This window comes from Carnobacterium pleistocenium FTR1, assembly GCF_000744285.1.
Classification (GTDB): domain Bacteria; phylum Bacillota; class Bacilli; order Lactobacillales; family Carnobacteriaceae; genus Carnobacterium_B; species Carnobacterium_B pleistocenium.
The window spans coordinates 2,362,501-2,375,833 of sequence record NZ_JQLQ01000002.1 but is presented as its reverse complement, the minus strand read 5'-3'; the positions used below and the strand labels follow the sequence as shown (position 1 = coordinate 2,375,833).

The 13,333-nt window shown below is 34.2% G+C and carries 13 protein-coding genes and 1 riboswitch (1 of these 14 cut by a window edge); of the genes, 11 read left to right on the top strand and 2 right to left on the bottom strand.

Annotation, left to right across the window (positions count from 1 at the left end; translation table 11 throughout):
• Window position 1: 1 nt before the first annotated feature.
• A complete protein-coding gene (gene selD / locus BP17_RS11620; protein ID WP_035054550.1) occupies window positions 2-1,042 on the bottom strand; it encodes a selenide, water dikinase SelD in 1,041 nt (346 codons plus the stop codon).
• A 403-nt stretch (window positions 1,043-1,445) separates the two neighbouring features.
• Between selD and BP17_RS11615 the strand changes: the two genes are divergently transcribed.
• The 10 genes from BP17_RS11615 to BP17_RS11570 all read left to right on the top strand — a co-directional run bounded on the left by BP17_RS11615 (window position 1,446) and on the right by BP17_RS11570 (window position 12,139).
• Entirely contained in the window at window positions 1,446-2,813 is a 1,368-nt protein-coding gene (locus BP17_RS11615) for an alanine/glycine:cation symporter family protein (RefSeq protein ID WP_035054548.1), read from the top strand.
• Between the two features lie 431 nt (window positions 2,814-3,244).
• Window positions 3,245-4,006, top strand: coding sequence for a hypothetical protein (locus BP17_RS11610; RefSeq protein WP_035054546.1), 762 nt, complete (start codon window positions 3,245-3,247; stop codon window positions 4,004-4,006).
• A 235-nt stretch (window positions 4,007-4,241) separates the two neighbouring features.
• Window positions 4,242-5,342 carry a D-alanine--D-alanine ligase gene (locus BP17_RS11605; RefSeq protein ID WP_035054544.1) on the top strand — a complete coding sequence of 367 codons (1,101 nt, stop codon included), beginning with the start codon at window positions 4,242-4,244 and terminating at the stop codon, window positions 5,340-5,342.
• Between the two features lie 104 nt (window positions 5,343-5,446).
• Entirely contained in the window at window positions 5,447-6,835 is a 1,389-nt protein-coding gene (locus BP17_RS11600) for a UDP-N-acetylmuramoyl-tripeptide--D-alanyl-D-alanine ligase (RefSeq protein ID WP_035054543.1), read from the top strand.
• A gap of 87 nt (window positions 6,836-6,922) precedes the next feature.
• The gene (locus tag BP17_RS11595) at window positions 6,923-7,633 is read left to right on the top strand and encodes a Bax inhibitor-1/YccA family protein (RefSeq protein ID WP_035054542.1); all 711 of its coding nucleotides are present in this window, start codon (window positions 6,923-6,925) and stop codon (window positions 7,631-7,633) included.
• 486 nt (window positions 7,634-8,119) lie between these two features.
• Window positions 8,120-9,712, top strand: a complete 1,593-nt coding sequence (locus BP17_RS11590; RefSeq protein ID WP_035054541.1) for a DEAD/DEAH box helicase — start codon at window positions 8,120-8,122, stop codon at window positions 9,710-9,712.
• A 471-nt stretch (window positions 9,713-10,183) separates the two neighbouring features.
• The gene (acpS, locus tag BP17_RS11585) at window positions 10,184-10,576 is read left to right on the top strand and encodes a holo-ACP synthase (RefSeq protein WP_408605788.1); all 393 of its coding nucleotides are present in this window, start codon (window positions 10,184-10,186) and stop codon (window positions 10,574-10,576) included.
• Window positions 10,577-10,853: 277 nt separating this feature from the next.
• A complete protein-coding gene (locus BP17_RS11580) occupies window positions 10,854-11,102 on the top strand; it encodes a hypothetical protein (RefSeq protein WP_035054539.1) in 249 nt (82 codons plus the stop codon).
• Between the two features lie 27 nt (window positions 11,103-11,129).
• Window positions 11,130-11,480 carry a type II toxin-antitoxin system PemK/MazF family toxin gene (locus tag BP17_RS11575; protein WP_035054537.1) on the top strand — a complete coding sequence of 117 codons (351 nt, stop codon included), beginning with the start codon at window positions 11,130-11,132 and terminating at the stop codon, window positions 11,478-11,480.
• 117 nt (window positions 11,481-11,597) lie between these two features.
• Window positions 11,598-11,643: riboswitch (PreQ1 riboswitch) on the top strand.
• A 4-nt stretch (window positions 11,644-11,647) separates the two neighbouring features.
• Window positions 11,648-12,139, top strand: a complete 492-nt coding sequence (locus tag BP17_RS11570) for a QueT transporter family protein (RefSeq protein ID WP_035054535.1) — start codon at window positions 11,648-11,650, stop codon at window positions 12,137-12,139.
• Between the two features lie 55 nt (window positions 12,140-12,194).
• Here the strand turns inward: BP17_RS11570 and cbpA are convergent, their stop codons facing one another.
• Window positions 12,195-12,836 (bottom strand): cyclic di-AMP binding protein CbpA, encoded by a 642-nt coding sequence (cbpA, locus tag BP17_RS11565; RefSeq protein ID WP_035054533.1) that lies wholly within the window; start codon window positions 12,834-12,836, stop codon window positions 12,195-12,197.
• Between the two features lie 221 nt (window positions 12,837-13,057).
• Here cbpA and BP17_RS11560 point away from each other — a divergent pair, with 221 nt between their 5' ends.
• Window positions 13,058-13,333: the 5' end (the start) of an O-methyltransferase gene (locus tag BP17_RS11560; protein ID WP_035054531.1), read on the top strand. 429 nt of this gene lie beyond the right edge of the window; only the first 276 of its 705 coding nucleotides appear in the window; its start codon is at window positions 13,058-13,060; the stop codon falls past the right edge of the window.

The window sequence follows — 13,333 nt, the reverse complement described above, 5'->3', positions numbered from 1 at the left end:
CTTATTTAACATAGATATGACCAGCATCGCCATCGGATACTTTCCCAATCAATTTAGCATCAATTCCGCTGAGTTTAAGAGATTCAAGTAACGCTGAAGCATCCAGTGAACTTACGGCCATTAATAATCCACCAGAAGTGACCGCATCTGCTAAAATAAGTTGATCGATTTCATCGCAATAGTTTTCAAAATGGACAACATCTTTTACATGTTTTAAATTATTTCTTGATCCACCAGGAATGGCACCTTTTTCTGCAAGATCACGTACACGAGGTAAGGTAGGCACGTCGTTTTTTATAATGGTTAACGCTTGCTGACTTTCGGTGGCCATTTCACTGAGATGGCCTAACAGCCCAAAGCCGGTGATGTCGGTACAGGCATGAACGTTATACTGATTCATAACTTTTGCGGCTGATTTATTTAGGGTTGCCATCACGCGGGTAACGTTTTTAGTTTCTTCTTCGGTCAACAATTCTTTTTTGATAGCAGTGGTTGAAATTCCCACCCCAATTGGTTTTGTCAGAATAAGTTTATCACCTTTTTCTGCTCCAGCATTTGTGTGGATGTGATCAGGGTGAATAGTACCGGTTACTGCAAGACCAAATTTAGGCTCTTCATCATCGATTGAGTGACCCCCAACAAGACTACAGCCTGCTTCTTGTAATTTGTCGCTTGCACCACGTAAAATCTCAGTAAGGATTGCTTTATCTAAGGTGGAAATGGGGAAAGCTACGATGTTTAGTGCGGTAATTGGCGTTCCACCCATAGCATACACGTCACTCAATGCATTTGCAGCTGCAATTTGACCAAAATCATAAGGGTTATCAACAATTGGAGTAAAAAAATCAACTGTTTGGACAATTGCCAGTTCATCCGTTAAACGATAGACGCCTGCATCATCGCCCGTTTCTAAACCAACAAGAAGATTTGGGTCCTTTTTTATTGTGGGAAGTTGTTGAAGGACCTCGCGTAAATCACTTGGACCAATTTTGCAGCCACAGCCGCCTTTTTTAGTGAGAGTCGTTAATTTGATTTGAGTCATTTGTTTTGCCTTCTTTCATTTTGATTGATGTAGATAGTTATATTTTAACACTCTTTTTTAGTGTTCTGTAATTAATTAAAGTGATTTCTTTCTTTTCAAAAATATTTGAAGCGAATGCGTGTAGCAAAGGTGAAAAGCCATTTTTCTTATTTCTACTATATCAATTTAAGCTGATTTTAAGCCGAACGGTATGTATTTTTGGCCAAGCAATAGGGAAAGAAAAAATAGATTTTCTCAATTTGTATTTATTGAATTTAAAGATTAAAAGGAAAAATAATAAACTCTTTATATTTAATTTTTCAACTTAAATAAGAGTGAAAATTGCGAGAAATATTTGCAATGCCGATAGTAAATAAGGTATATTGTTAAGATTGCAAATAAGAAGAACATTAAGGGGAAAAATATGGAAACTTTTACAAAGATAAATGAAACGATTAATGGGATTGTATGGGGGTGGCCGCTTTTAGTTCTTATTTTAGGAACAGGTATTTACTTGACGGTACGGACGAATTTTATATCCCTCACTAAAATTGGTTATGTTATGAAGCAAACACTTTTCAAAATGTTCGCTAAAAAACAAAAGGGTGAAGGAGAAGTCACAGCTTTTCAAGCGGTAGCGACGGCTTTAGCAGCCTCAGTTGGTACGGGAAACATTGCCGGCGTTGGTACAGCTATAGCTATAGGTGGACCAGGTGCTATTTTTTGGATGTGGCTTGCTGCATTGTTTGGAATGGCAACAAAATTCGGTGAGGTTGTCTTGTCTATCGAGTATAGAGAAAAGACTAAGGAAGGCCACTTTGTTGGCGGACCAATGTACTACCTTGATAAGGGAGCAAACAAGAAGTGGCTGGGTGTGTTATTTGCCATCTTCGGTACTGTAGCGACTTTTGGAATTGGTAATATGGTGCAGTCAAATTCTGTCGCGGCTTCACTTAAAAGCACATTTGATATTGATCCTTTAGTGACGGGTATCATCTTAGCGATTGCTGTCAGTTTAGTTACGTTAGGCGGTATCAAGAAAATTGGAATGGTAACTTCAATACTAGTACCCTTAATGGCCGCTGTTTACATTCTTGGTGGTTTGATTATTATTATTCTTAATATCGAACTTGTCCCTGCAGCATTTGGCGTTATATTCCACGATGCCTTTACAGGAACAGCAGCTACTGGTGGGTTTGTCGGTTCCACAATGGCAATGACTATCCGCTTTGGTATTGCTAGAGGAGTCTTTACAAATGAAGCTGGACTAGGAAGCGCACCTATCGCTCATGCTGCAGCAACAACAGATCATCCTGTCAGACAAGGTCTTTGGGGTATTTTTGAAGTATTTATCGACACACTTGTCATATGTACCATTACTGCTCTAGTTATTGTTATGACTGGTGTCTGGGAAACTGGTTTAGACGGCGCTGCTTTAACAACAGTGGCCTTTGATAAAGGAATGCCATTTGGTGGAAGTATCGTGACGTTCGGTCTAATCTTCTTTGCATTCTCAACATTGTTAGGCTGGTCATACTATGGTGAACGTTGTATGGAGTATTTATTTGGACCAAAATCAATTATAATATATCGACTTATTTTTATTCCACTGATTGTGGTTGGAGCAGTCGGAGGATTACGCGTCATTTGGGCTATCGCAGACACACTGAATGGCTTGATGGCATTACCAAACTTAATCGGATTGTTATTACTTAGCCCGGTTATCGCCCGCTTAACTAAGGAATACTTTGGTAAAAAGGGTATTTATGAAACAGAGCGAAAAGAAAGTTAATAAATAGATTGAAAAAATAAATCAACTTATCTTTATCAAATGATGAAGATAAGTTGATTTTAATTGATAATAAAAGTTTGTTTAAGCAGTGTGAGATAATTTTCTCACGCTGCTTTTTTTCGCTTTAAAACTAATTTAGATATTGATAACCAATACGTTTAGTCGTTTTCGACTATAATTTTTTGCAATCATACCAAAAATTATATAGTCTAATTGCAAGGCTCTGCCAAATAATTTGACAGTTAAATCGCTCTATCCTGCTTAGTAAAAAGAAGATTACTTTAGACATAACAATTTTGATTGTCATAGTAATGTCTTAATAGAGCGGTTTTATATCGTGCTTGTAACCATAATATTATCTAACTGATACAGATTAATTTTTGTTTGCGTAGTATAATGTAAGGGATATAATACAAGGGGAGAAATGTGTCGTGCCATCAGAAACAACTTATGTCCATTTAGATACTATTACAAATGCCGTGTTGATGAGTAAAGGTTTTACAATGAGTGAATATAAAGATGCCGTTAATAAACCAATCAAAAATATATTATTGTTAAGTGCTCCCAAAGGTGTTGGGGAATATGACTCCCATACTGGTTTTCGTATGATTCGAGGAATAGCAAAAATACAAGAATACTTCGAGCAAAGCCAAAATACAAATGTAGTTCCTTCTAAATGGATCGATTTTGAAAGTGTTGAGTTGATGAGACAGTTGACGCCGGTTGAAATTTCTGAACTACTGTATATTGCACATACCTATACACATTTACATTCACCATTCTATTATAAATTACAAAATAATTATATCCACTTAACGTTGCCTGAAGGAATAACCAAGGTTTATTACCGAAAATTAGATCAATTTTACAGTCTTTTATCGGTTAGTATAACAAATAATCTAGAGAAAAAAATAAATGATAAAAGAAACGTATTTCTTTTCAAAAAAAATAAAAAAATTATGCGTCTACCAATGTCTGAAGTAAAAAAATTGCTCCCACTGCTTAAAGAAGGCGTTGTCTTTTCCTTTAAAAAATTGAAAATGGATCAAGAAGTTTATGAGATTCCCATTTATTTAGCAGAAGATCGTTTGAAATTTGTCAATCGAGATTTTCCGGAAAAAGACTTATTGGGTAATCTTTGTTTTGATGAGAAAAAGCAAAAATGGTTTTTCAAAGAAGAAAGAGGTTTATAGCCTTTGTGAAAAAAAGTCCTAAGAGATACCTGAATTTGGCTGCTATTTTAGATGTATAATAAGTTGAACAGATAAGTTGCCTAAAGGGCTTTTTTTTAAAACTGTTTATACAATGTATAAGAATAGCGGTTCTAAACAGGTATGCTATTTTTCTGTAAAAAAATATGATACAATAATTTTTGAATTATAAAGAATGTAAGGTAAGATGCCTAAGTAAATTCGGAGGATAACTAAAATGAAAATCTTTCTAGTATATGGCGGAAAGAGTGCGGAACATGATATCTCAATTCTGACAGCTTTTTCTATCATTAAAGAAGTATATTATAATTATTATGAAGTAGAACCGATATATATTACAAGAAGTGGCCAATGGGTAAGAGGCGCCATTGTTAAAAAAGCAAGCGATATTATGAGTTCAAATGCCTTGAAATTAGAAATTTCTGACAAAGTACAATTTGCAACTGATGAAAATCAAAGTTCTGAAGGTGTGCTTATTCAACCGTCTGATATAAAAGAAGAAAATGCTGTAATTTTTCCAGTTCTACATGGACCTAATGGAGAAGATGGTACGGTTCAAGGATTATTTGAAGTTATTGGGATGCCTTATGTAGGTGCTGGTGTTTTAGCTAGTGCATGTGGTATGGATAAAATTATTAGTAAGCAGCTCTTTCAACAAGCAGGTTTACCGCAAGTTCCATATGTACCCATACGAAAAGTTGAGTGGATCAATACTAAAGAAACTATTTTCAAGCAATGTGAAGGTACATTACTTTATCCTATGTATGTAAAACCGGCAAATTTAGGATCAAGTGTTGGAATTAGCAAAGCTGAAAATCGAGATGAATTGATTGAAGCCATTGAGTTAGCTTTTCAGTATGACCGACGAGTGGTTGTTGAGCAAGGGATTGAAGCTAGAGAAATTGAAGTAGCTATTTTAGGAAATGATGATATTCATATCTCAGTACCCGGAGAATTAGTGAAAAGTGTTGATTTTTATGATTATGAATCAAAATATCTCAAGAATGATGTGGTGTTACAAATACCCGCATTAATTTCTGAGGATGTTAGTGCTCGGCTGCGCGAATTTGCAGTACGTGCTTTTCAAGCTCTTGATGGAAGTGGGTTGAGTCGGTGTGATTTCTTTCTAACAAGTAATAATGAAATATTTGTTAATGAAATAAACACTATGCCAGGTTTCACACAATTTAGTATGTATCCTACACTATGGAAAAATACGGGATTAAATTACGGTGATTTAGTTGAAGAGTTGATTCAACTGGCACTAAGAAAACATCAAGAAAGACTGTCTTTTCAAAATAAAAATTATGAGCAATAAAGCTTATTGCTAGAAACAGAGACTGGGATAAGTTTCCCAGTCTCTGTTTCGTTCAAGAGGCGTTATTTTTTTGGCAATTCATTAAATTTAAAAGGAGTGTAAGTATGATTTCTTTAACAGTAAAAGAAATTGCAACAGCAGTTGGAGCATTAAATGATACGAATAAATGGTCCGACAAAGAAATAATTTCAGTTGATTTTGATACACGTAAATTAGTGAAAGCCTCATTATTTGTACCACTAATTGGAAATAACGATGGCCACAATTTTATTTTAAAAGCTATTGAGAATGGCGCAGGAGCTTCTTTATGGAATAAATCATTGAAAGAACTTCCACTCGAAGTGGAGAATGATTTTCCTGTTATTCAAGTAAAAGATACGCTAAAAGCTTTACAAGATTTGGCTAAGTTCTATTTAGCCAAAGTTGATCCAAAAGTTGTCGGAATCACGGGAAGTAATGGAAAAACAACTACAAAAGATATGACAGATGCGGTGTTATCCAGTAAGTACCGAGTGCATAAAACACAAGGAAACTTTAATAACCATATCGGCCTTCCAATAACAATTCTTGAAATGCCTATAGATACTGAAGTCGTTATTTTAGAAATGGGCATGAGTCGTGCTGGAGAAATCAAGACTCTATCAGAGCTAGCTAAACCAGATGTAGCCATTATAACCATGATTGGTGAATCTCATATTGAATTTTTTGGTTCGAGAGCTGGGATTGCAGATGCAAAAATGGAAATTTGTTCAGGCTTAAAAGATAATGGAGTATTGATCTATCCAGGTGAGGAACCGTTGTTACAGGAAAGAGTGGCAGGATTAGTAAATAAACAATTAAAAACATTTGGGTCCTCTTCTAAAAATGATTTGTATCCACTAGCGATAGATGCTCAAATGAATCAAACTAGTTTTACAACCAATAAAAATCCGGATTTGACGATAAATTTGCCTGTTCTAGGAAAATATAACGTGAATAATGCCTTAGCTGCATTGATGGCAGGTATGGTTCTAGGTGTACCGATTGAAAAGTCGGCCCCCGAACTTGCGAAATTTCAGCTAACTAAAAATAGAACAGAATGGTTAAACGGATTAAATAATAGCAGTATTTTAAATGATGCTTATAATGCGAATCCTACTGCTATGAAAGCTGTGTTAGATAATTTTAGTACATTTAAAAATAAGGGTAAGAAAATGGCTATTTTAGGTGATATGCTAGAATTAGGGAATCAGACTTCAGAATTGCATTTAAGTATTAAAGATTCTCTAAATCCTACTCAAATCGAAAAAGTTATTCTCTATGGTGAGAAAATGAACGTACTTTATGAAGCCTTAAAGGAAACGTTCGACGAAAATAACCTATTTTACTTTGTTGGTGATAAGGAACCGTTGATTCAATTTGTCAAAAAACAAATTGAACCAGGAGATTATGTTTTAGTGAAATCAAGTTTAGGAACAGATTTGCTTTCCGTTGTGAGGGCAATTCAAATATAATATAAAAAATATGTCTAAAGACTGAGTAATAAATAGGGAAAATTTGTTATACTATTACTAGAAAAAGAATTGGGAGGATCGATTAGTGTGAGTACATTTAGAAGAGAAGTTTCCAATCAAGTAGAAAATACAACTAGTTTATCTAAATTTTTTGCTTCAATTTATATTTATATGGCATTAGGCTTATCTATAACGGGTATAACAGCGTTCTATGCATCTCAAAGTCCGTTTATTTTAAACTTAGTTTTCGGTACGCGATTCGGGATGATAGCTTTTTTTATTGCTGAAATAGCCTTAGTTATGAAATTAGCTTCGAATGGTGCTAAATTAAGATCAGCGAGTGCGTCAATTATCGGATTTATTGCTTTTGCAGTTATCAATGGAATCACGTTATCGTCTATTTTCTTGCTATATGATTTAGGAAGTATTGGAGCAGCGTTTATTTCCACAGCAGCTTCATTTGCAGGTATGAGTTTAGTGGGCTTTACAACTAAAAAAGATTTGAGTTCTTTAGGTGGACAATTAAGAGGAGCGCTGATTGGGTTGATTATCGCCATGCTAGTAAATGGCATCTTCCTACAAAGTGGACCGGCGGATATGGTGTTATCGTTCATTACTGTTATTATTTTTATCGGCTTTACAGCTTACGATACTCAAAAATTAAAAAGACTTTATACGCAGTATTCTGGAGAACAAAATTTAGGTGCGCTGGCTATTAGTGGAGCATTAAGTTTGTATCTAGACTTTATCAACATTTTTATCGGTTTACTACGTATCTTTGGTGGCGGAAGAGATTAAACTAACCTTTTAGGTAATAGATAAAAATTAAATCAAGTTAAAAACTAAAAGTATCGTGTGAAAACACGGCTTTTAGTTTTTTTTATAAAAAATTCTGTCATTAAGATGAGCAATAAGCGATGAAAATGCAAACTAGAATAGGTGAATTCACAGATTAGAAAAAAAAACAAAAAAGGAAACGTGTTCATACCAAACAAAAGATCAAATCGATTGAATAAAAAAAATATACATGATAGAATAGTATAGATTGAAGAATAATCTTTAATAAAAAATGAGACCATCGAGGGTTTTGTGAAACTAGATAAGCAGATAAACTTGAAAATATTTCAAGTTTTTTATATGAAATGAAAAACTTGGTGTACATTCAACCGAACGGACATCGAGTTTTTATATGGAGTTACAGCAACAGGTGCATTGATTAACTAATGAAGGTGCCTGTATTTCGCAAAAATCTCTCTTAAGGTTTTAAAATTGGGAGGAAATATATTGAAATTTTCAGAATTAGGATTAGCACCTGAATTATTAAAATCAGTAGAACGTTTAGGATTTGAGGAAGCAACACCAATCCAAGCACAAACGATTCCACTAGCACTTGATGGAAAAGACGTTATTGGTCAAGCACAAACAGGAACAGGTAAAACTGCTGCATTTGGGTTACCAATGTTACAAAAAATTGACGTAAACAATCGCAACGTACAAGGATTAGTTATTGCACCAACTCGTGAATTAGCTATCCAAACACAAGAAGAATTATTCCGTTTGAGCCGCGACAAAAAAGTGCGTGTTCAAGTAGTATACGGTGGAGCTGATATCAGCCGCCAAATTCGTGCATTAAAAGATGCTCCACATATTGTTGTTGGAACACCAGGTCGTTTATTAGACCATATCAAACGTAAAACATTGAAATTAGGACATGTTGAAACATTAGTATTAGATGAATCAGATGAAATGTTAAACATGGGATTCATTGATGATATCGAAACAATCATCCATGAAGTTCCAGCTGAACGTCAAACACTATTATTCTCTGCAACAATGCCACCTGCTATCAAACGCATCGGGGTACGTTTCATGAATAATCCTGAACATGTTCAGATCAAAGCAACAACATTATCTGATAGTTTAATTGAACAATTCTTCGTACGTTGTAAAGACTTCGAAAAATTCGATATTATGACTCGTTTATTTGATGTTCAAACGCCAGAATTAACAATTATCTTTGGTCGTACAAAACGTCGTGTAGACGAATTAGCTCGTGGTTTAGAAGCTCGTGGGTACCGTGCAGAAGGAATCCATGGCGATCTTTCTCAACAAAAACGTATGAGCGTACTGAAATCATTTAAAACAGGTAAACTAGATATTTTAGTTGCAACCGATGTAGCCGCTCGTGGATTAGATATTTCCGGAGTTACACACGTGTACAACTATGATATTCCTCAAGATCCAGAAAGTTATGTCCACCGTATTGGACGTACTGGTCGTGCAGGAAAAGAGGGTGTTTCTGTAACTTTCATTACACCTAATGAAATGGGATATTTACGTGTTATTGAAGATTTAACTAAAAAAACAATAACACCATTACGTCCACCAACAAATGCAGAAGCTTTTGAAGGTCAAATTAAAGCATCAATCGATGAAGTAAGTTCAATTGTTGACGCTAATGGTTTGGACCGTTACGAAAAAGCTGCAGCACAATTACTAGAAACTTATACAGCTGAAGATCTTGCTGCTGCATTCTTGAAGAATGTAACAAAAGATGCTGATGAAGTTCCAGTTAAAATTACACCAGAACGTCCATTACCAGGTCGTAAAGGCGGAAGTCATGGCGGTGGCGGAAGCAACCGTGGTGGAAGTAGCAGTAAAGGTGGATACCGTGGCGGAAATAGCCGTAGTGGAAAACCAGCTGAACGTCGTGGTGGCGCAAGCGGAAGCACAACTGGAAGCGCAAGTGGAAAATGGAATAAAGATTCAAAACGTAGCGGAAGTGACAGTCGTCGTAAAGATAGTCATAGTAAATCTACTGATAATCGTCGTAAAGCTGGCGGAGAACGTAAATTTACTATTCGTGATAAAGACTAAAATAATTATAGAAAAGGCTGAGATGTATATCTCAGTCTTTTTTTATTTGTTTTAGTCTTTTTTTGGACTATACCTCAAATTGCGTGAATTCTTTAAATACATTTTTTTGAACTAAACGTTTTGCTTGTGAAGCTAAAAAATCTTTTGCAAGCCTGTAGATCACATTTATTATAAATTTAATAGCTTACAAACAAGAAACATCTTGTCATTAATTTCTATAATTCTTCCTTTAAATATATAATCAAGTCTATTCCACTAAAAATTTTAAGTGAGTAACTTTGTTCATTTGTTATCAACACTAAAAAATATAAATCGTTTTTAGATAGAAATAGAAGAGTGGAGTTACTTTTCTTGGTTAATTTGTAAATATATGAAAATAAACCGTTAAAAGTGGGTTTTATTCCTTTATTATAAGTGACATTAGAAGTATTATTTGATAAAATAAATCTAATAGTATTAAATATTATTTAAATGAATAAAAAGAGTCGAAATGGATATGTGGGGGTGCTTAAAGTGATTGTGGGTATCGGGTTAGATATAGCAGAAATTTCTCGTATAAAAGAAGCTTATTTAAAGCGAGAAACTTTCTCTAGACGAGTACTTACTCCAGCAGAAATAAAAATTTTTTCTGGGTTAAAAGGCAACCGACAAATAGAGTTCTTAGCAGGAAGATACGCAGCAAAAGAAGCTTTTTCAAAAGCGATGGGAACAGGAATTGGAAAGTTAGGCTTTCAAGATATTGAAGTTATACCGGATAGTTATGGAAAACCAGTAATTACAAGATGTCCTTTTCAAGGAAATGTATTTCTTTCTATTACCCATACAGATTCAATTGTGGCAGCACAAGTAATATTGGAAAAATAGGATAGCTTTTAATTAGCTAATAGAAATAAAACTGTACATATAATTATTTTAGAGTATTAAGTCGAAAGATTAATTTTGGTAACCCTGTTTAATAATAGCGAAATAAATTAGTCAATACTTTAATATACTTAGAAGTAAATTAAATTTGTCTGTAAGGTGAAACTTAATTCTTTATGCTATCTACAGTTTCAATGTTCGTCATTTCATGGTACCATGAACTTGAAGTGAATCCTTTTTATGGGGTATAAAAAGGTAATCTTTTAGGAGGTATGGGGTAATGGGTGAAAATGATAACATAATGAAAGTTAATTTAGCACCAGCAGTTTACAAAGAAGTTAAAGAATATTGTGCCATTGCAGATATTGATGAAAATGAATTTGTTAATTCGGTTATGAATTATTTTTTAGATGAAAATTTAATAATCTATGATACCATGCGTAAAGGATATGCGGAGATGTCTCGTATCAATCTTGATATTTGTAATGAATTTGAAGTTTGTGAAAAAGAGGTCGGTGCCCAATTCTAACCGGGTGTTGTAAGGAGGAAAATACCTATGGTAAGACGGGGAGAGATTTATTACGCTGATTTATCGCCAGTTGTAGGTTCGGAACAAGGTGGGATGCGACCAGTTTTGATTATTCAAAATAACGTCGGTAATCATTATAGTCCAACCGTTATTATTGCAGCTATTACAGCTAAAATCCAAAAGGCAAAGATGCCTACCCATGTTGAAATATCAGCAGAAGAGTACAATCTCGAAAAAAATTCTGTTGTTTTATTAGAACAAATAAGAACAATTGACAAACAACGATTACATGAAAAAGTAACTCAATTAGACTTTAAAATGATGAAAAAAATAGACGATGCACTTGAGATAAGTGTTGGATTATCAAGACAGGTATAGCAAGAATGCAACTAACTTTTAGCATTCGTAAATGAACGGATGCTTTTTTTGTTTTGAAAAAACATATTTAAATAAAAATGAATAAATAAAGATTAGATGATATGCTGTAAAAGTTATTAAAACGTGGTTCGTTGACCATCCCACGGAAAAAAACTAGGAGGAACAAAATGAAAACTAAAAATTTAGTAACAAATGCTGTAGTCGCAGCATTGTACGTTGTAATTACTGCGCTACTTAGTGTTATATCTTTTGGAGCAATTCAATTTCGAGTAGCTGAAATGCTGAATCATTTAGCTGTATTTAATAAAAATTACATTTTTGGGATTGTTGGTGGAGTGTTTATTTCAAATCTTTTCTTTTCAACTATGGTTGCTTATGATATTGTATTTGGAGTTGCGCATTCATTGTTATCATTGCTTATAATGAGTGGTATAACTAGGAAGATAACGAATGTTTGGGCAAAAATGAGTGTCAACACGATTGTTTTCACTCTTGGCTCAGCTTTGATTGCGTGGGAATTATACTTAGCTTTAGAATTGCCATTCTGGTTTAGTTATTTTACTGTGGCAATCGGAGAATTTGTTGTAATGGGTATTGGTATGCCAATTATGATCTATCTTGATAAAAAAATTAATTTTAATAAGCGAATTGAAGCATAAAATAAAAAAAGCTAAATGCGCTAGCATTCAGCTTTTTTTATTAGAAAAATATAGATTAAACAGCATTTTTCAAATCTTCTACTTCAACGACACGAAACCCTTTTTTACTTAAAGAGCTGGTTAATTGCTTAACGACATCTTTTGTAACGCCGGATTCTAAAGTGATCATTGTGCGACGAACTAAGTCATCATGTTCAACGTCTAATGTAATACAACTTGAGATAGAACAAAAACGGCTAATGATTTTTGCCATATTTGCTAAATCGCCTTTGTGGCCAGTAGAAGCAATGGTTAATACATAGCTCCCAGTATTAACGTTCCAAGATTGTTGTAGCATGTTAAGCAATGAACTGTGAGTTAAAATTCCGTAGAAACGGTTATCATCATCTAATACAGAGATATAAGGCAATTCTTTAATTGAGAAAAAGACTTTGAAAAATGAGGCATTTATAGAAATAAATTTTGTGGCATTTTTTAATAAATGAGTTACCGGCAAATTCATATCTCCACCATTAGCTTTGTGACGATAAATGTGCATTTTATAAATATTTCCTCTAAATATTGTTCCAGATTCATCTAAGATAGGTACACAGCGGAATCCAGACTCTTCAAGAATATGAATAGCCTCTTCAAGTGTCACGGTTTCGCTTACTGTAGTTAGTTTATTCTTAGGAATACAAAGTGATTTTATAAGCATAGATGTATCCTCCTTTAAGGATTAATTTGTTTAATTTGATAATAACACATAGTAGTTAAGGTATCCAATGCTTTTGAAAACGAATGAAAAAGTTCTAAAGGGTATACAATTAGGTAGACAACGGCAAGTTTAGCTTGTTTGAAAGGATTTAGCATTTTATAATGAAAAAAGAATCCGGTTACTAATTAAAAATAAATGAATAGAAAAGTGAGGAATATGTAATGAGAAATGAAATGATGTATCGACCAGTTGTAGATAAGGAAGTAGTAGAATTTCTTCGACATGCGCAAAAACCACTTGAAGGAAGACTTGGAGAAATCGAACGTCAAGCAAACAAAGAGGGTGTTCCGATAATACCTCATGAAACAGTCGTATTTATAAATCTGCTATTAGGCCAAATAAAACCAAAGCAAATTTTGGAAATTGGAGCAGCTATTGGATTTTCTTCAAGTTTAATGGCACAACATGTAGGTGACGATGGCCACGTTACTACGATT